The organism is Mitsuaria sp. MSU3D (assembly GCF_056867975.1).
In genome coordinates, this window is sequence record NZ_CP200314.1 from 2,308,540 (window position 1) to 2,326,821 (window position 18,282).

Annotated in this window: 17 protein-coding genes; 12 read left to right on the forward strand and 5 right to left on the reverse strand. The window is 70.7% G+C overall.

Going from position 1 to position 18,282, the window contains the following annotated elements:
* Window positions 1-133 precede the first annotated feature (133 nt).
* Together AC1VNM_RS10035 and AC1VNM_RS10040 are read left to right on the forward strand one after the other, a co-directional pair.
* Window positions 134-3,727, forward strand: a complete 3,594-nt coding sequence (locus AC1VNM_RS10035) for an alpha-1,6-glucosidase domain-containing protein (RefSeq protein WP_483106820.1) — start codon at window positions 134-136, stop codon at window positions 3,725-3,727.
* An 11-nt stretch (window positions 3,728-3,738) separates the two neighbouring features.
* Window positions 3,739-4,329, forward strand: coding sequence for a PEP-CTERM sorting domain-containing protein (locus AC1VNM_RS10040; RefSeq protein ID WP_483106821.1), 591 nt, complete (start codon window positions 3,739-3,741; stop codon window positions 4,327-4,329).
* A gap of 34 nt (window positions 4,330-4,363) precedes the next feature.
* On the opposite strand, the gene AC1VNM_RS10045 is transcribed toward AC1VNM_RS10040, so the two are convergent.
* The 3 genes from AC1VNM_RS10045 to AC1VNM_RS10055 all read right to left on the reverse strand — a co-directional run bounded on the left by AC1VNM_RS10045 (window position 4,364) and on the right by AC1VNM_RS10055 (window position 6,090).
* Window positions 4,364-5,269, reverse strand: a complete 906-nt coding sequence (locus AC1VNM_RS10045; protein WP_483106822.1) for an OmpA family protein — start codon at window positions 5,267-5,269, stop codon at window positions 4,364-4,366.
* Window positions 5,270-5,298: 29 nt separating this feature from the next.
* The gene (locus AC1VNM_RS10050) at window positions 5,299-5,685 is read right to left on the reverse strand and encodes a DUF4398 domain-containing protein (RefSeq protein WP_483106823.1); all 387 of its coding nucleotides are present in this window, start codon (window positions 5,683-5,685) and stop codon (window positions 5,299-5,301) included.
* 168 nt (window positions 5,686-5,853) lie between these two features.
* Complete coding sequence (locus tag AC1VNM_RS10055) at window positions 5,854-6,090, reverse strand: hypothetical protein (protein ID WP_377154330.1); 237 nt, start codon at window positions 6,088-6,090, stop codon at window positions 5,854-5,856.
* A gap of 272 nt (window positions 6,091-6,362) precedes the next feature.
* Here AC1VNM_RS10055 and AC1VNM_RS10060 point away from each other — a divergent pair, with 272 nt between their 5' ends.
* From AC1VNM_RS10060 to AC1VNM_RS10105, 10 genes are all read left to right on the forward strand, one after another.
* The gene (locus AC1VNM_RS10060) at window positions 6,363-6,584 is read left to right on the forward strand and encodes a hypothetical protein (protein WP_483106824.1); all 222 of its coding nucleotides are present in this window, start codon (window positions 6,363-6,365) and stop codon (window positions 6,582-6,584) included.
* A 10-nt stretch (window positions 6,585-6,594) separates the two neighbouring features.
* Window positions 6,595-7,143 carry a universal stress protein gene (locus AC1VNM_RS10065; RefSeq protein ID WP_483106825.1) on the forward strand — a complete coding sequence of 183 codons (549 nt, stop codon included), beginning with the start codon at window positions 6,595-6,597 and terminating at the stop codon, window positions 7,141-7,143.
* Between the two features lie 152 nt (window positions 7,144-7,295).
* Complete coding sequence (locus tag AC1VNM_RS10070) at window positions 7,296-11,045, forward strand: chemotaxis protein CheB (RefSeq protein ID WP_483106826.1); 3,750 nt, start codon at window positions 7,296-7,298, stop codon at window positions 11,043-11,045.
* A 261-nt stretch (window positions 11,046-11,306) separates the two neighbouring features.
* Window positions 11,307-12,131 (forward strand): SDR family oxidoreductase, encoded by an 825-nt coding sequence (locus AC1VNM_RS10075; RefSeq protein ID WP_483106827.1) that lies wholly within the window; start codon window positions 11,307-11,309, stop codon window positions 12,129-12,131.
* Complete coding sequence (locus tag AC1VNM_RS10080; protein WP_483106828.1) at window positions 12,128-12,820, forward strand: D-glycero-alpha-D-manno-heptose-1,7-bisphosphate 7-phosphatase; 693 nt, start codon at window positions 12,128-12,130, stop codon at window positions 12,818-12,820. Before AC1VNM_RS10075 ends, AC1VNM_RS10080 begins: the two co-directional genes overlap by 4 nt.
* A complete protein-coding gene (locus AC1VNM_RS10085; protein WP_483106829.1) occupies window positions 12,793-13,293 on the forward strand; it encodes an adenylyltransferase/cytidyltransferase family protein in 501 nt (166 codons plus the stop codon). The genes AC1VNM_RS10080 and AC1VNM_RS10085 overlap by 28 nt, the downstream gene beginning before the upstream one ends.
* Window positions 13,290-14,219, forward strand: a complete 930-nt coding sequence (locus AC1VNM_RS10090; RefSeq protein ID WP_483106830.1) for a bifunctional heptose 7-phosphate kinase/heptose 1-phosphate adenyltransferase — start codon at window positions 13,290-13,292, stop codon at window positions 14,217-14,219. The genes AC1VNM_RS10085 and AC1VNM_RS10090 overlap by 4 nt, the downstream gene beginning before the upstream one ends.
* Window positions 14,216-14,902, forward strand: a complete 687-nt coding sequence (locus AC1VNM_RS10095) for a D-sedoheptulose 7-phosphate isomerase (protein WP_483106831.1) — start codon at window positions 14,216-14,218, stop codon at window positions 14,900-14,902. The genes AC1VNM_RS10090 and AC1VNM_RS10095 overlap by 4 nt, the downstream gene beginning before the upstream one ends.
* A complete protein-coding gene (locus AC1VNM_RS10100) occupies window positions 14,899-16,074 on the forward strand; it encodes a hypothetical protein (RefSeq protein ID WP_483106832.1) in 1,176 nt (391 codons plus the stop codon). The genes AC1VNM_RS10095 and AC1VNM_RS10100 overlap by 4 nt, the downstream gene beginning before the upstream one ends.
* 92 nt (window positions 16,075-16,166) lie before the next feature.
* On the forward strand, window positions 16,167-16,394 hold the full coding sequence (locus AC1VNM_RS10105) for a hypothetical protein (RefSeq protein WP_483106833.1): 228 nt from the start codon (window positions 16,167-16,169) through the stop codon (window positions 16,392-16,394).
* Window positions 16,395-16,495: 101 nt separating this feature from the next.
* Here AC1VNM_RS10105 and AC1VNM_RS10110 read toward each other — a convergent pair whose 3' ends face one another.
* Both AC1VNM_RS10110 and AC1VNM_RS10115 read right to left on the reverse strand, forming a co-directional pair.
* On the reverse strand, window positions 16,496-17,074 hold the full coding sequence (locus AC1VNM_RS10110) for a hypothetical protein (protein WP_483106834.1): 579 nt from the start codon (window positions 17,072-17,074) through the stop codon (window positions 16,496-16,498).
* On the reverse strand, window positions 17,071-18,252 hold the full coding sequence (locus tag AC1VNM_RS10115; RefSeq protein WP_483106835.1) for a zinc-dependent alcohol dehydrogenase: 1,182 nt from the start codon (window positions 18,250-18,252) through the stop codon (window positions 17,071-17,073). Before AC1VNM_RS10115 ends, AC1VNM_RS10110 begins: the two co-directional genes overlap by 4 nt.
* Window positions 18,253-18,282: the final 30 nt, after the last annotated feature.

Sequence of the window (18,282 nt, forward strand, 5' to 3'; positions counted from 1 at the left end):
CCCAAACCCTGTCTCCCGCCTGCCTCCTGACTGTCCCATGAACCATCGACATGTAATCCGACTTCGGGATTCCACCGTCTTGTGATGTAGTTTTACTTCCTTAGCATCCAGCCACCTTTGAGGAGGGCTGGACATGCAGGCATGGGCTGACGGTTGGTCGCGCACGGCGCGACGGGTGGTGGGCGCCTTGACGATCGGCCTGTGCGGGCTGCTGTCGGCATGCGGCGGCGGCGAGGCCGGCCTCGCGCAGCAGAAGGCGGCCGGCACCGGCGCGGCGGTGGTCGATGAGAACGGCGTCGCGCTGATCGCGGGCGTTCCCGAGACACCCACCTCGTCGCGCGCGCGGGCGACCGCGGTGGCAACACCTGACACCCCGGCGACCTCGCTGCGCGTCCACTACCGGCGCGCCGACGGCAACCACGCCGGCTGGCAGATCCACACCTGGGGCGCCGCGCAGGGCCCCAACTGGAATGAAGGCTGGAACGCCGCGGGCAGCGACGACTTCGGCGTCTACTACGACGTGCCCTTGGCCGCCACGAGCGGCACCGTCGGCTTCCTCTTCCACAACGGCGACAACAAGGACAACGGCGGCGCCGACCAGAGCCTGGTGCTGCAGGCCGGCGCCAACGAGGTCTGGCGCCTGCAGGGCGACAGCACCAACTACCCGGGCAATCCGCTGCTGCTGGCCACGCCCGACATCACGACGCTGCGGGTCCACTACAAGCGCTTCGACGGCGCCTACAGCGCCTGGGGCCTGCACCTGTGGAACGGCAGCGGCCTCAACGTGGCGGCGCTGCCCGGCGGCGTCACCATCGACAACTGGAACCAGCCCGTCGCCTTCAGCGCCATGCCGGGTTACTCGGCCGGCAGCGACGAGATCGTCTTCGACATCCCGGTGCTCAATCCCCAAGGCGACGCGAGCCGCAAAGGACTGGAATTCATCGTCCACGGCATGCCGCCGAACGAGAACGACAAGGACGGCCGTGACAACAACATCCGCGTCGAGTTCTCCGCGCTGACGATCCAGAACCAGGTCGGCCAGGTGTGGCTGGTGGAGCGCGATGCGACGGTCTACACCGCGACGCCGGACCTGCGCCAGGTGTCCAGCACCGACGCGCGCGCCGTGTGGCTCAACAAGACGCTCGTGAAATGGCCGCGCATCAGCGCCTCGGGCACCGTGCGCCTGTACCACTCGGCGACGGGACAGATCAGCGTCGCCGCCAACGCGCCGGTGAGCGGCGCCGACGGCTTCATCACGCTCGATGCCTTCACCGGCACCGTGCCGCCGGCCGATGCGCAACGCTTCAAGTACGTGGCCAGCGGCGCGGTCTTCGCCGTCCGCGCGGCCGATGTCGCGCGGCTGCCGTCGCTGCATCAGCGGCAACTCGTGCTCGTGCAGGAGGATGCGGACGGCCGCGTCCAGAACGCAACGACCGCGCAGATCGCCGGCGCGCTCGACGACCTCTACGCGGCCGCCGTCGACGTGCCGGACCTCGGCGCTGTCGTGGCCAACGGCTCGACCAGCTTCAAGCTGTGGGCGCCGACCGCGCAAGACGTGGCCCTGGTGCTGACGACGCCGATCGCCGGCTCGACGCTCACGCGCACCACCACCGAGCCCATGACGCGCGACGCCGCGACCGGCGTCTGGCGCCTCACCAAGGCGGGCAGCCTGCAGGGCGCCACCTACCGCTACCAGGTGCAGGTCTTCGTGAAGGGGGTGGGACTGGTGCGCAACCTGGTCGCCGATCCCTACTCGCTGGGCGTGACGCTCGGCGGCCAGCAGAGCGTGGTGATGGACCTGCAGTCCGCGTCGACCAAGCCCGCGGGCTGGGACGCCGGCGCGCCGCCGGCCACGGTCTCCGCGCCGTCGGACCTGAGCATCTACGAGCTGCACGTCCGCGACTTCTCGATCAACGACGCCACCGTGCCCGCCGCCCGGCGCGGCAAGTACCTGGCCTTCGCCGAGAGCGGCTCCAACGGCATGCGCCACCTGAGCGCCCTCGCCGCCGCGGGCCTGACCGATGTGCACCTGCTGCCGGTGTTCGACTTCGCCACCGTCAACGAGAAGGGCTGCGTCACGCCCTCGCCCGCCGGCGCGCCGGACGGCGAGACGCAGCAGGCCGCCGTCGCCGCCACGGCCGGCACCGACTGCTTCAACTGGGGCTACGACCCGCAGCACTTCTCGACGCCGGAGGGCAGCTACGCGAGCAACGCGAACGACCCGGTCGCGCGTGTCGTCGAGTTCCGCCGCATGGTGCAGGCGCTCAACGCCGCCGGCCTGCGTGTGGGCATGGACCTGGTCTACAACCACACCACCTCGTCGGGGCAGAACGCCACGTCGGTGCTCGACAAGGTCGTGCCCAACTACTACTTCCGCTACAACGCGGCCGGTGGCATCGAGCGATCGACCTGCTGCGAGAACACGGCCTCCGAGAACCTCATGATGGCCAAGCTGATGATCGATTCGGCGGTCACGTGGACGCGGGACTACCGCATCAGCTCGCTGCGTTTCGACATCATGGGCCACCACCCGCGCGCGGTCATGGAGGCGCTGAAGGCGCGCGTGAAGCAGGCCGCCGGTCGCGAGGTGCAGATCGTCGGCGAGGGCTGGAACTTCGGCGAGGTCGCCAACGGCGCGCGCTTCGTGCAGGCGGAGATGCTGTCGCTGAACGGCTCGGGCATCGGCAGCTTCAACCCGCTGATCCGCGACGCGGTGCGCGGCGGCGGCTGCTGCGATTCGGGCGAGGCGCTGCTCGCCAGCCAGGGTTACGTGAACGGCTTCTTCTACGACGGCAACGGCCACAACGGCGGCCAGACCCGGGGGGAACTGATGTGGCAGGCCGACCGCATCCGTGCGGCGCTGGCGGGCTCGATCCGCAGCTTCCAGATGCAGACGAGCTGGGACGCCACGCTGCGGCTGGAGCAGATCGACGTCGGCGGCATTCCGGCGGGCTGGGTGCTGGAGCCGGGCGAGGTCGTCAACTACGTGGAGAACCACGACAACCTGACCCTGTTCGACAACAACGCGTTCCGGCTGCCGGTCGGCACGAGCCGCGAGGACCGCGCGCGCGTGCAGATCCTCGCCAGCGCGATCAACGCATTCAGCCAGGGCGTGGCGTACTTCCACGCGGGCACGGACACGCTGCGCAGCAAGTCGCTGGACCGGAACAGCTACGACAGCGGTGACTGGTTCAACCGCCTGGACTGGACCTACGCGGACAACAACTTCGGCGTCGGCCTGCCGCCATCGCGCGACAACGCGGACAACTGGCCGTATGCGAAGCCGCTGCTGGCGAACCCGCTGATCAAGCCGGCCGCGGCGGACATCGCATGGACGCGCGACGCCTTCCGCGACCTGCTGCGCATCCGCAAGAGCTCGACGCTGCTGCGGCTGCGCACGGCCGAGGACATCAAGGCGCGGCTCACGTTCCTGAACACGGGCTCGTCGCAGGAGGCGACGGTGCTGGTCGGCAAGCTCGAGGGCATGGGCTATCCCGGCGCCAACTTCGACGAGCTGGTCTACCTGATCAACGTCGACAAGACGGCCAAGGAACTGACGCTGCCGGCGCTCGCGGGACATGCGCTGGCGCTGCATCCGGTCCACACGGCGCCGACGGCCGCCGATTCGCGTGCCCGCCAGGCCAGCTTCGACCGGACCACCGGCCGCTTCAACGTGCCGGCGCGCACGGCGGTCGTGTTCGTGGTCCCCTCCTCCGCTTCCCACTGAAAGCCGACGTCATGAAGACACTCCAACACCTGGTCGCCGCGTCCGTCGTGGCTGCTTCCGCGCTGCTGGGTCTCGCCAGCGCGCCCGCGCAGGCGACGCCCGTCGTCATCGACGTCGGCGGCGCGCAAAGCATCAACCTGCAGGGCGAAGCGGGCAACACGGTCTGGTTCATCGATGTCGGCGCGAACGCGGTGCTGAACTCGCTGTCGTGGTCGCTCGATCTGAACGCCTTCGCGCCGAGCGTGCTGTCGGAGATGCAGGTGAGCTTCGGCGGATCGAGCGGCTTGGACCTGCTCACGTTCGCGCCCGGCGGCGCGGACTTCGCGAGCGGCGCCGGCAGCTACAACGGCTCGCTCGACCTGAGCCCGTTCGGGCTGAGCGTCGGCGCGGACGGTCTGCTGCGCCTCGAGTTCAGCGAGGCGTACAAGGACTTCGCGCTCGACGTCGCGGAAGGCGAATGGCTGCGAGGCAGCCTGACGTTCGATGTGACGGCGTCGGCGGTGCCGGAGCCGGCGACCGCGGCGCTGGTGCTGCTGGGGTTGGGGGTCATCGGCCTCCGGACGCGCCGCGCCCACGCGCACGCGCGGACCGCGCGTCGGTGAGTCGTCGGCTGAGGGCCTGTCGGCCCTCCCGCCCTCACTGCACCTTCACCGGACTCAACAACACCTCCACGCGCCGGTTCATCTGCCTGCCGGCCGCCGTCTCATTGGAGGCCACGGGCTGCGCGGATCCGTAGGAACGCGTGCTGAGTTGATCGTTGCGGACGCCCTGGCGGACCAGCGCGTTCAGCACCGCTTCCGCGCGCCGTTCCGACAGCGCGAGGTTGGACGCCTTGGAGCCGACGTTGTCCGTGTGCCCTTCGACGACGGCACCGCGCGTCGGATCGTGCTTGAGGTAGTCGACGAGCTTTCCCATGCTGCGCCCTCCCTCGGCGCTCAAGGTCGATCGGCCGGTCTCGAACAGCGTGTCGCCCAGCGTGAGCACCATGCCGCGATCGGTACGGACCGCATGCAGGTCGGTCAGCTGGGTTTCCAGCTCCCTCACCCGCACGTCCTTGTTCGCGAGCTCCGATTGATCGCGCGACATCTGCGTGTTCGCCGCGTTCAGCGCGACGTCCTGCCGGACGTTGTCGCGTCGCGATTGGGCCAGCTGCCGCTGGGCCGTCTCGGCTTCCTGCGTGCGCAGCATCAGCCGCTTCTGATCACGCTCGGCGGCGATGCGGTCCACCTGCGCCTGCGCGGCGCGGGACGTCGCGGCCTCCTGCGCGATGACGACCCGCTGCTGCGCGACGTAGGCCAGGTGGTCGACGTCCGCGTTGTCGGCGCCGGCCTTCGCCGCGGCGTCCGCCTGGGTCAACGCCGCGTCGGCACGCATCAGCTCGTTCGGGGCGAGGCTGGCGACCTGCGGGTCGGCGCGCACCGCGTCATGGCGCGCGTGCGCACGGTCCAGGGACGCATGGCGATCGGGCAAGGCGCCGCATGCCGCCAGCGATGCGGCCAGGGTCGACACGAGCAGGAGATGGAGCGGGGTCAAGGCATTCATGGAGAGTCCTTCAATTCGATGGGGGCGGATCAACGCGGCGTGCGGCGGGCCGCCTCTTCGTCCAGGGCGCGCGCGGCGGCCTGCGATTCGGCCGAAGCCTGCTGCGAGCGCGCGGACTGCGCATGCGCCACCGCGGCCTGCGCGTCGACCTGGGCCTCGTCGGCCAGCCTGCGGGCGCCGACGTAGTCCTTGGCCGTCTGGGCGGCGCGCGCCGCGCTGAGCTTGCCGACGGCCAGCTGCAGTTGCGCGCCGGCAAGCCGCGCGGTGTCCGGCGTGTTGGCGCCCTGGACGGCCGCTTCGGCGACCGCCAGTTGGGCGACGGGATCCGGCGTGGTGGCGCAGGCGCCAAGCACCAGCGCAGCGAAGGTGATGAGCGTCAACGCGGCATGCCGCGTCAGCGAATGGGGGATATTCATGGGGGTGCCTCCAAGGGCAGTGAGCACCCAGCATGGGGCGCGCGGCACGGCGCGTCTGTCCGGCGCCGTACGTAGCGGCCCGAATGGCCTGCACGCCGAGGACTGGCGCCGAGGCCTGCGCCGAGACCTGGCGCAGAAGACACAACCCCGTGAGCGACCGCCAGGACTTCAGTCGAAGCGCCTGACGTCGAGCGCCTGGCCGATCGACCAGATCACGGCGTGGCGTGCGCTCTCGTCGTCGGCCTTGCACACGCAGCCCGTCATCTCGAAGACCTTCGGGGCCATGTGGAAGGTGGCGATCCAGGTCAGGAAGCTGTCCCTCGCGATGACGTCGGCGCAGACCTTGACGGATCGGCCCGTGTCTTCAAACGTATGCTGGAAGTCGACCATCAGTGACTGGCTCATCGTCCGTTCCCCCGCAGCGCCTGGCTGACGCGAGGTCTGGGAGGCCCAGGTGCGCGTGCGGTCAGTGGCGATCATTGAAGCACGGATGCCTGGGCAGGCATTGCCATTCTTTTCTGCCCGGGACGGAGACGGAACCGCCTCCGGCGCCGCGTCCCGGCTCGGAGCAGGCAGGACATCGCGGGGACCTCCAGCGTGCGGCAGCCCACAGACCCCGCGGCGCCGCGACCTCAAGCTGCGGCTGTCCCCTCGATCCCATCGCCGGAGTCCCGCTCATGAACGCCCTGCTCATCCTGTCGGTCGCGCCCCTCGCCGTGCTGGGCGCCGTGCTCATCGCCTACGGCTCGTTCGGCTGGGGCATGTCGCTCTGGCTGGTCGCCATCTCGCTGAGCCAGGTGAGCTTCCTGGCCGACGTGTGGGCCGAATACAAGCGCCAGGACGCCACCGCGCTGTCCCTGTACGCGGCCTTCATGACCTGCATCCGCCGCATCGCGTGAGGAGCGCGCCATGACAACGATGACACCGATGACACCGATGACACCGATGACCCCCATGAACGATGCGATCCTCGTGCCGATCGACGGCAGCCGGGCCGCCGACGCCAGCCTCGCCTACGCGCTCGGCCTGGCCGTCGCGCTGAAGGCGCGCGTCGTGCTGCTGCACGTGATCGATGCGGAGCCGCTCTTCCTGCAGACCGCCGACGACTTCAACGAGCATCGCCGCACGCTCCGCGCCTACGGGGAAGAACTGCTCGGGAAGGCCGCCGTGGCCGTCCAGGACCGCGGACTGCAGGTGTCGTACTTCCTGCACGAGACCGTCGAGTCCCATGCCGCGGCGATCATCGTCGCGCAGGCGGTGGCCCAGCATTGCGGTCTCATCGTGCTGGGCACGCATGGCCGTCGCCCGTTGAGCAGGCTGCCGCTGGGCCGCGACGCCGAAATCGTGCTGCGCGACAGCGCCGTGCCGGTGCTGTTCGTCCGCTCGCCGGTCCCCGAGGACACCCGGACCTCCCGACACGGCGAGGCCTCGTCCGACCGGAGGCCCCTCACCGCCTGACGCCGATGCCGGCGGCACTTGATCCCCTGGCATCGCCGTTAGTGGCGTAGCATCGCAGTCGACTGAAAGACAAGCCGCAGTGCCCGATCGGGACAAGCGGCGTTCCCCCTGACCACCCCCGGTCCGGCTCATCCCCTCTCGAAAGCGCCGATGTGACCCAGCAGGCCTACCCCATCGTGGGCATCGGCACCTCCGCTGGTGGTCTGGATGCCCTGAGCGAACTGCTCTCCCTGCTGCCTGCGGACGCGGGCATGGCGCTGCTCGTCGTGCAACACCTCGATCGCTCGCATCCGAGCCTGCTGACGGAGATCCTCGCCCAGCGCACGCCGCTCGCCGTGGAGGAAGCGACGGACGGCCAGCTCGTCGAGGAGAACCACGTCTACGTCATCCCGCCCGACACCAGCATGTCGGTGGCCCACGGCCGCCTGGTGCTCCGCCCCCGCGGCGAGACCCTGGGCCCGCCCATGCCGATCGACGACATGCTGGATTCGCTGGCCAAGGACCAGGGCAGCAAGGCCATCGGCGTCATCCTCTCCGGCAGCGGCACCGACGGCGCCATCGGCATGCAGGCGATCAAGGGCTGCGGCGGCATCGGCTTCGCGCAGGACGACGACTCGGCGCGGTACACGAGCATGCCGCGCGCCGCGGTGGAACTGGGCGGCGTCGACCGCACGCTCCCGCCCGCGCAGATCGCCGCCGCGCTGCTGCGGCTGGTGCGCAACCCCTTCCTCGACGTGCAGGCGCTCGATGCCGACGACCGCGGCGGCTCGCACGACGGCGCCCAGATGGACCGCGTGTTCCGCCGGCTGCACGCCGTCTGCCACATCGACTTCACCCACTACAAGCGCGGCACCGTCGAGCGGCGCCTGGGCCGTCGCCTGGCGCTCCACGGGCTCGAGCACCTGGCGGCCTACCTGCCGGTCCTCGAATCGGACCCCGAGGAAGCGCATGCGCTGTGCCACGACCTGCTGATCCGCTACACCGAATTCTTCCGGGACCCCGAGTCCTTCGTCGCGCTGTCGGACACCGCGCTGCCCCGGCTGCTGAAGCATGTGGACCCCGCGTTGCCGCTGCGCATCTGGGTGCCCGGCTGCGCGACCGGCGAGGAGGTCTATTCCATCGCCATCTGCGTGCTGGAGCACCTGGCCGAACACGCGCCGCACCGGCAGGTGCAGCTCTTCGGCACCGACGTCAGCGAGGAGTCGCTCGCCATCGCGCGCAACGGCCGCTACATCGAGAACATCGCCCGCAACGTCACCGCCGAGCGCCTGGCCCGCTTCTTCATCCAGGACGGCGATCACTACCGCGTCTCCAAGAGCCTGCGCGACTGCTGCACCTTCGCGCGCCAGAACGTCGCCTACGACCCGCCCTTCTCCCGCATCGACCTGATCAGCTGCCGCAACCTGCTGATCTACCTCGACCCGACGCTGCAGAAGCGCATCATGCCGGCCTTCCATTTCGCGCTGCAGCGCGAAGGCATGCTGATGCTGGGCCTGTCGGAAACGGTCGGCGCCTACTCCGAACTCTTCAGCGCGCTGGAGGGCAAACGCACCCGGCTCTACCTGAAGAAGGCCGTGCCGCATCGCGTCCTGGCCGCGATGGGCCAGCCCGTGCGACCCGCGATGACGGCGGTGCCGAGCCCGCGCCGCAACGGCACGTCCCTGCCGCCGGACCGGGACACGCTGCGGCGGGAGATCGACCGGATCTCGATGGCGCGCTTCACGCCGCCGTGCGTGCTCTGCGACGACGACCTCAACGTGCTCGAATTCCGCGGCGAGACCGGCGCCTTCCTCTCCCTGCCGGCGGGGGCGCCGACGCAGCAGCTCCAGCGCCTGGCGCGGCCGGGCGTGTTCATCGCCGTCAGCGAGGCGCTGCGCCAGGCCCGCACCGAGGCCTCGCCCGTGCGCCGCACCGGACTGCGCGTCGAGACCGGCCCGGGCCAGTTGCGCGACGCCGCGATCGAGGTCGTGCCGCTGTACCCCGGCGAGACGGGGCCGCGCTGGTTCCTGGTGTTCTTCCTCCTGTCCGACACGCCCCTGCCGCTGCCGGACACCGTCGTCCGGACGGGGCTGACGCAGACGGTCAAGGCGGCGGTGCTGGCGCGGCTGGCGGGCGGTTCCGCGCGCCGCAACGACGTGGACCGCGGCGAGATCCGCCGCCTGACCGACGAACTGCGCGCGACCCGCGAGCAGACCCGCGTGATGCTCGAGGAACACGATCGCGCCATGGAGTCGCTCAAGGCGCTGGAAGAGGAGACGCAGTCGAGCAACGAGGAGCTCCAGAGCACCAACGAGGAACTGGAGACCGCCAAGGAGGAGCTCCAGTCCCTGAACGAGGAGCTGTCCACGACCAACGACGAGCTGCGCTTCCGCAACCGCGAGCTCAAGGTCCTGCATGACGAGGTGACGCAGGGGCGCGACTTCGCCGACGCGATCATCGAGACGATGTCCCAGCCGCTGCTGGTGCTGACGACGGACCTGCGCGTCACGCGCGCCAACCAGGCCTTCTACGCCGCCTACGAGACCAGTCCGCGCGAGACCCTCCAGCACGTGCTGTACGAACTGGGCGACGGTCAATGGAACATCCCCGCGCTGCGCGAACTGCTCGAGACCCTGGTCCCGCGGCACACGCGGGTGCGCGACTACGAGCTCACCGCGGCCTTCCCCCACATCGGGACGCGCACGGTCAAGCTCAACGCGGCCCGCGTGGCCTGGCCGGACCGCACCCTGATCCTGCTGACGATCGACGACGTCACGACCAAGCACCGCGCCTTCGACCGGCTGACGCAGGCGGACCGGCAGAAGGACGAGTTCCTCGCGATGCTGGCGCACGAGCTGCGCAACCCGATGGCCGCGATGACCAACGCGATGCACCTGTGGCGGCATGAAGGCGCCGACGACGCGACGCGGCACAAGGCGGTCGCGACCATCGAGCGGCAGCTGCGCAACCAGGTCCGCATGGTGGACGACCTGCTGGATGTCTCGCGCATCAGCCGCGGCATGGTGTCGCTGCACATGGAGCGCCTGGACCTGTCGCAGATCGTGCGGCAGGCGCATGACGCGCTGCGCCAGCCCATCGAGGCGCGTCGCCACGAGCTCACCGTGACCCTGCCTCCCGAGCCGGTCTTCGTCGACGGCGACGCGGTGCGGCTGGAGCAGATCGTGGCCAACCTGATCGGCAACTCGATCAAGTACACCCCGGCCGGCGGCGTCATCCACGTGTCGCTGCAACGCGGCGACCAGGAAGCCGTGCTGACCGTGACCGACAACGGCATCGGCATGACCGAGGCGTTCCAGGCCGAGCTCTTCACCGTGTTCGTCCAGGCCGACCGCTCGGCGGGCCAGAACATGGGCGGACTGGGCATCGGGCTGGCGGTCGTGCGCCGGCTCGTCGAGCTGCACGGCGGCCAGGTGAGCGCCTTCAGCGCGGGCCTGACCCAGGGCAGCCGCTTCGTCGTGAGACTGCCGTACCGCGAGGAGGCCGCAAACTTGCCCAATGCGCGACCGCAGCCGCCGGCCGAGCCCGTCGCGAAGTCGCCGCGCCGGGTGCTGGTGGTCGACGACAACGCCGACGCGAGCCAGAGCACGGCGGCCTTGCTGACGCTCGCCGGGCACGACGTGCAGATCGCCGACGACGGGCCGTCCGCGCTGGCGCAGATGCGGGACTTCCGGCCGGACGCCGTGGTGCTCGACATCGGCCTGCCGGGCATGAACGGCTACGAGGTCTGCCGCCAGTTGCGCGAGATGCCCGGCCACGAGGACACGCTGGTGATCGCGGTCAGCGGCTACGGCCAGCTGGACGACGTCGATCGGGGCCGGGAGGCCGGCGTCACGCATTACCTCACCAAGCCCGCGGATCCCGATGAGATCGCGCATCTGCTCGGACAGCATGCGCAGGCATAGGCGCAGATAGTCGCAGGCGCAGGCGTAGGCGTAGGCGTAGGCGCGGGCCATCGCAGGCAGTCGCGGGCGTCGCGGGCGTCGCGGGCGTCATCGCCGGCGTGGAAGGCCCGGGTACGCCCCTTGCTGAAGGGAGATCGATCCGAGCCGCTTCTGCTGGGTAGACCGTGGGGTCACTGGTGTCCGCCCCTCGCCTCCTTCCATCGTGCGCAGTTCCGGCCGGCGATGGCTGCCCGCCTGCCGCCCGTTCCCTGGAGCCTCGCCATGATCGACACCGCCGCGACGACCCCGTCGTTCCCCTTGCCACGCGCGTCCGACGACCGCCCCTCCCCACCGGCCTCTGCGGCTGAAACCGCCGACACGCCGTCGCTGGCCGGCCAGGTCGCCCTGATCACCGGCGGCAGCCGGGGCCTGGGCGCGGCGATCGCGCAGGTGCTCGGCGAATCGGGCATGCGCGTCGTGCTGGCCGATCTCGACGTGGAGCGCGCCCGCAACCGCGCCGCGGTCCTCGCGGAACTCGACATCCAGGCCGTGCCCCTGGCGCTGGACGTGTCCGACCCGCGGCAGTGCGAGCAGGCGGTCGCGGACACGGTGCGGGACCTGGGCCGGCTCGACGTGCTGATCAACAACGCCGCGATCGACGTCACCGCGCCCTTGTCCGAACTCAGCGTCGAAGACTGGCAGCGCGTGCTCGCCACCAACCTGTCCGGGCCGCTGCTGATGGCCAAGTTCGCCTCCGCGCGGATGTTCGGACAGCCGCGCGGCGGTCACATCGTCAACATCGCCTCGACCGCGTCCAAGCGCGCCTGGCCCAATGCCAGCGCGTATCACGCGACCAAGTGGGGCCTGCTGGGCCTGTCGCATGCGCTGCATGCGGAGCTGCGGGACCGGAACGTGCGCGTCTCGGCGATCGTCGCCGGCGGCATGAAGACGCCCTTCCTGCTCGACCGATTCCCCGGGATCGACGTGGCCACGCTGCAGGACCCGATCAACGTCGCGCGCGCGGTGCGCTGGGTGCTGACGCAGCCCGCCGGCACCGTCATCCCCGAAGTGACGGTGCTGCCGATGCGCGAAAGCTCCTGGCCATGAGCCTGCCCCTCGATCCGCTCGGCATGCTGCCGGTCCAGGACCTGGACCTGGCCGCGCCGGCCGCGGAGCGCGCCCGCGGTGCGCCGCTGCGGCCCTGCCTGTTCATCGACAAGGACGGCACGCTCATCGAGAACGTGCCCTACAACGTCGATCCCCGGCAACTGCGCTTCATGCCCGGCGTGGGCCCGGCGCTCGCGCGGCTGCAGGCGGCCGGACTGGCGCTGGTGATCGTCACCAACCAGAGCGGCATCGCGCGCGGCCATTTCTCGCGCGCGCAATTTGCGCAATTGCAGGAGGTGCTGCTGCAACGCCTGCGCGACGAGGCCGGCGTCGCCATCGACGATCTCATGCTCTGCCCCCACGAACCCGATGCCCAGGGCCGTCCCGCCTGCCTGTGCCGCAAGCCCGCGCCGGGCATGCTGATCGGCGCGGCGCGCCGGCTGAACCTGGACCTGACGCGCTCGTGGATGGTGGGCGACACGCTTGACGACGTCGAGGCCGGCCACCGGGCCGGCGCTGGCGGCCTGCTGTTCGACAGCGGCGGGGAAACCGTCTGGCGCCGCTCGCCGCTGCGCGAGCCCGACGCCGTCTTCACCGACTGGGACGCGCTGGCGGCACACCTGCTGGCGCGGCTCGGCGATTCATGGCAAGGGAGCTCCTCATGCTCGACAAGTGGAACAGCGCGCTGAAGGTCCTGCCGCCCGAGCGGCTGCGGGAAACGGTCTCGCGGGTCGCGCGCCCGCTGGTGTTCACCAACGGGGTGTTCGACATCCTCCACGCCGGCCACGTCGCCTACCTGGAAGCCGCCAGCGCGCAGGGCAGCAGCCTGGTCGTCGCGCTCAACAGCGACCGCTCGGCGCGCGGCCTCGGCAAATCGGACCATGCCGGCGATCGGCCCTTCCACACGCTGGCCGACCGGGCGCACGTCGTGGCGGCGCTGGCCTGCGTGTCCTGGGTGACCTGGTTCGACGAAGCGACGCCGGCCCTGCTGCTGCAGGCGCTGCGGCCGGAGGTCTACGTCAAGGGCGGCGACTACCGCATCGAGGACCTGCCGGAAACCCCGCTGGTGCGCAGCTGGGGCGGCCGCGTGACGATCGGCCCGCTGCTGCCGGGGCATTCGAGCACCGGCCTGATCGAGCATCTGCAGGCGACGGCGCGATGATCCCCGAGCTGGCGCGGCCCGAGGTCCTGATCGTCGGCGACTGCATGCTGGACGTGTACCTCGAAGGTGCGGTGGAGCGCATCTCCCCCGAGGCGCCGGTGCCCGTGCTGCGGCTGCATCGCCAGACGCAGCGGGCCGGCGGCGCGGCCAACGTCGCGCTCAACCTGGCGCAGCTGCGCTGCCCGTGCACGCTCACCGGCCTGGTCGGCGCGGACAACGCGGGCGCCTGCCTGATCGCGCTGCTGGACCAGCCGGGCATCACGCAGCACTTCGTGCGCAGTCCCGGCGTCGACACGACCCAGAAGATGCGCATGGTCAGCCGGCGCCAGCAGCTGCTGCGCATGGACGTCGAGTCCGCGCCGCCCGCCGACGCCGTCGACGAACTGACCCGGCTGGCCGGCACGCTGGCCGAACGCCACCGCTGGATCGTGCTGTCCGATTACGCCAAGGGCGCGCTGCGCGACGCGGGCGTGCTGATCGAGCGCTGCCGCGGGACATCGCGCCAGGTGCTCGTCGATCCCAAGCGCCGGGACCTGGCGGCCTACGCCGGGGCCTGGCTGATCAAGCCCAACCTGGCCGAACTGCACGAGGTGCTCGGCGACTGGCCGGACGAGGCCCAGCTCGGCGACCGCGTCGCCTCGCTGCTGGCGCGGCTCGACATCGAGCACCTGCTGCTGACGCGCGGCGACGACGGCATGAGCCTGTACTCGCGCGGCCGCGGCGGCCTGCACATCGCGGCGCAGACCCGCGAGGTCTACGACGTCAGCGGCGCCGGCGACACCGTGCTGGCCGCGCTGACCTGCTTCCTCGCCCGCGGCGAGACGCTGGAGGACGCCGTGCGCGCCGCCAACCGGGCGGCGGGTCTCGTCGTCGGCAAGTTCGGGACGGCCTCGGTCACCTTGGACGAACTCGGAGTGCCTGCATGAAAGCCCTGTCCTTCCCCGCGCCGTTCCCGGCGCCCTACTCGACCACGCCGGTGCTGCCGGCCGCGCGGGGCCGGCGCGCGTCGCCGCGGCCACCGCCCGGTCCGTCGCCGGCGACGGCCCTCTTCGACGAAGGCCTGCGGGACCACCGCGCGCTGTTCGACCGCCTCGACACGATGTGGCCGGACATCGCCGACGCGGCGATCCTGATGACCGAGACCTTGCGCGCCGGACGCAAGCTGCTGCTCATGGGCAACGGCGGATCGGCCGCCGACTGCCAGCATCTGGCCGCGGAGTTCGTCGGCCGCTTCCACGCGGAACGCGCGCCGTTGGCCGCGCTGGCCTTGACGACCGACAGCTCCGCGCTGACCGCGATCGGCAACGATTACGGCTTCGCCGAGGTGTTCGCGCGGCAGATCGCGGGCCTCGGCGTCGCGGGCGACTGCGTCATCGCGGTCTCCACCTCGGGCAACTCCGCGAACGTGCTGCGGGGACTGACGCAGGCCAGGCAGCTCGGCATGAGCACCATCGGCCTGAGCGGACGCGACGGCGGCGCGATGAACGCGCTGTGCGACCTCTGCCTGGTCGTGCCGCACGGCGACACCGCCCGTATCCAGGAGGCGCACATCTTCATCGGGCACAGCTGGTGTGCGCTGGTGGAGCAGGCGCTCGCCACGCCGTCGTGAGCGGCCCGCCGGAGGACATCGCGTCGCCGTTCCGGTCGTTCTGGATGGGCGGCTACGAGGGCGCCGATCACGTCAACGCACGCGGCGACGCGCTCGACATGGTGCGCGTCACCGGCCACGACCGCCAGCTGCGCGGCGACTACGCCGCGGCCCGCGGCCTCGGCCTGCGCTGCGTGCGCGAGAGCGTCGGCTGGCGCCTGAGCGAACGCGAGCCCGGCCGCTGGGACTTCTCACGCGCCTGCGAGATGGCACGCACCGCGCGGCGCGAAGGCCTGCAGGTGCTGTGGACGCTGATGCACTACGGGGTCCCGCCCGACCTCTCGCTGCGCGACGACCGCCTGATCCCGCGCTTCGCGCGATTCGCGGCCGAGGCGGCGCGCGCGCTGATGCCTCTCTGCCCCGCGCCGCGCATCTACACGCCGGTCAACGAGATCAGCTTCCTCGCCTGGGCGGCGTCGGCGACCAACGGCATGGGACCGGCCGGCGTGCTGGGCGACGCCGGTCAGGAGGACACGGGCGTGAGCGGCTTCGAAATGAAGCGGCGGCTCGCGCATGCCGCGCTCGCCGGCATGGCCGCCATCCGAGAGGTCGACCCCGAGGCGCGCTTCCTCCACATCGAGCCGGTCGTGCACGTCGTGCCGGCGGAGGACACGGACGAGCTGCGCGCGCTTGCCGATCGCATCGCGTCCTACCAATGGCAGTCGCTGGACATGCTCTCGGGCCGCCTCTCGCCGGAGATCGGCGGGCATCCCGGCGCGCTCGATCTCATCGGCCTCAACCACTACCACAGCAGCCAGTGGGAAGTGCCGACCGAGCGGCGGCTCGCCTGGCATCTGCAGGATCCGCGGCGCATGCCGCTGTCGGAGATGCTGCGGCTCGTGTTCGAGCGCTACGGCAGGCCGATGGTCGTCGCCGAGACCGGCCACTTCGGACGCGGCCGCGCGGACTGGCTCGAGGACATCGCGGCGGAGGCCCGACGCGCTTCGGCACTCGGCCTGCCGCTGCTGGGCGTGTGCTTCTATCCGCTGCTCGACCGGCCGGACTGGAACGAGCCGGAACGCTGGCACCGCAGCGGGGTGTGGCATGCGACGCGCGACGCGCGCGGCGAGGTCCACGGCCGGCGCGTGGTGCATCGATACGCGCGCGCGTTGGCGGCGCTGAGCCGTCAATGAGGGCGTCGTTCGCTCCGGTCCGGCGTTGCTGATCCGGCCGACCCTGGCACGCCGCCTGCCCTGATGGCCCGTGTTCATCATGGCGAGGATCCATGCATCCATTCGATATCGACTACATCGGCCAGCTCGCCGCCCGGGCGGTGACGCCCAAGGGCCGGCAGGCCGCCGTGGCCTCCCGACGCGCGGCGGCGCGCATCGCCGCCCTGCGGGTCTCCGCCGACCCCTATCAGCGGGTGCTGGGCGCGGGGAGCGTCGACGGACTCGGCCAACCGGCCGACCCGGCGAAGACGGGTCGCATCCTCAAGGCCGCCAACCTGTAGTGCGGCGTCGCGCTCGCACGCGGGTGGCGGCCGCGTGCATCGCTCGATTCACGCCGAGGAGGGGCGGCGTGAGATCTCCGTGACGCGGCCGGCCGCCGGACTCAGTCCTGTTCGTCGCGCTGATGCCGGCGCCACAGCCAATAGGCCACCCCTGCCACGGCCGCGACCGCCACCACTTTCCGGGCGGCGCCGGCGGGGTTGTGCCTGAGCTCCGCGCGCCCGCCCATCTCGTTGTAGATGCGCGGCACATGGCCCGAGGCGACATCGCTGAACAGGCCCTCGACCACGTCGACGCGATCCGCCAGCAGCAGGATCAGCCAACGTCGCAGGTCGTTTTCGCTGTATCGGAATCCGGTCCGTCGCAGCATGCCGCTGAGCCCGCGCGGCGGCGCGCTGGTGCCGTACACCGGCGTCAGTCCGGAGCGTTCGGTCGAGTGCAGCACTTCGACGTCGGACTGCTGCTGCGACGGCATGTCCCAGTCGATGCCGTCGAGCCGCGGCGGCGTGCGCTCCATCGGCACTGCGGGACGATCCTTCTTGTCGCGGTCCACGCCCCAGCCGGGGATGTGGGCGTAGCGGCTCCGGTCGATGGGCGGTCGATGCACATGGCCGGCCGCCATCGCCTGCTCGTGCGCGTCGCGGGCGCCGGCGTCCGGCGCGTAGGACTCGTCGTTCTTCATGCGGCTCTCCCGATGGGCCAGCCCAGCTCGTCGGCCCCCGGCGGAATCAGTACCGTCTTGATGCAGCCGTCGAGCTTGCTGGAGAACAGGTGATAGGCGTCCGCCACTTCCTCGAGCGGCAGGCGGTGGGTGATGATGTCCCGCGGCCGGATATGCCCCGCGCGGATGTGTTCGAACAGGCGCGGCAGATGGCGCTTCACGCTGGCCTGGTTCATCCGCAGCGTCAGCCCCTTGTTCACCGCATTGCCCATCGGGAAGGCGTTGAAGGTCGGGCCGTAGACGCCGACGATGGACACCCGGCCGCCCTTGCGCACGGCGTTCACCGCCCAGTGCAGCACGGTGGCGGCGCCACCCTGGAGCTTCATGCGCACGCCGGTCAGGCTCTGCAGGAAGTTGCCCGCCGCTTCGGCGCCGACGCAGTCGATGCACACGTCCGCGCCCAGCCCATCGGTCATTCGCTTGATGTGTTCGGCCATGTCCCGCACCTCGCGGAAGTTGATGACCTCGCACTGCGCGAAGCGCTGCGCGAAGTCGAGCCGGTACTCGACGTGGTCCACCACGATCACGCGGCCCGCGCCCATCAGCCAGGCGCTCTTCGCCGCGAACAGGCCGATGGGACCGGCGCCGAAGACGACGACGGTGTCGCCCTCGCGGATGTCGCCCATCTCCGCCGCCTGATAGCCGGTCGGGAAGGCGTCCGTCAGCAGCACGGCATCCTCGGCGTGCAGGTCATCGGGGATCTTGGTCGGCCCGACATCCGCCATCGGCACGCGCACGAACTCCGCCTGCCCGCCGTCGTAGCCGCCTGTCGTGTGCGAGTAGCCGTAGATGCCGCCCACCGCGGTCGCCTCCGGATTCGTAGCGTGGCAGTTCCCGTAGAGCTCGCGCTGGCAGAAGAAGCAGGTGCCGCAGAAGATGTTGAAGGGGACCAGCACGCGATCACCGACGCGGAGCTGCTTCACGCCGGGACCGACATCGACGACCTGCCCGATGAACTCGTGGCCGAAGGTCGATCCGACGCGGGTGTCAGGCACGAGGCCGTGATAGAGATGCAGGTCGGAGCCGCAGATGCAGCTGCGCACCACGCGAACGATCGCATCCTGCGGATGCTCGATCGCCGGTGTCGGCTTGTGCACGGTCCGGATGCGGTACGGGCCGCGGTATTCCATGGCAAGCATTGATGTTCTCCAGAAAGGGAATGCGATTGA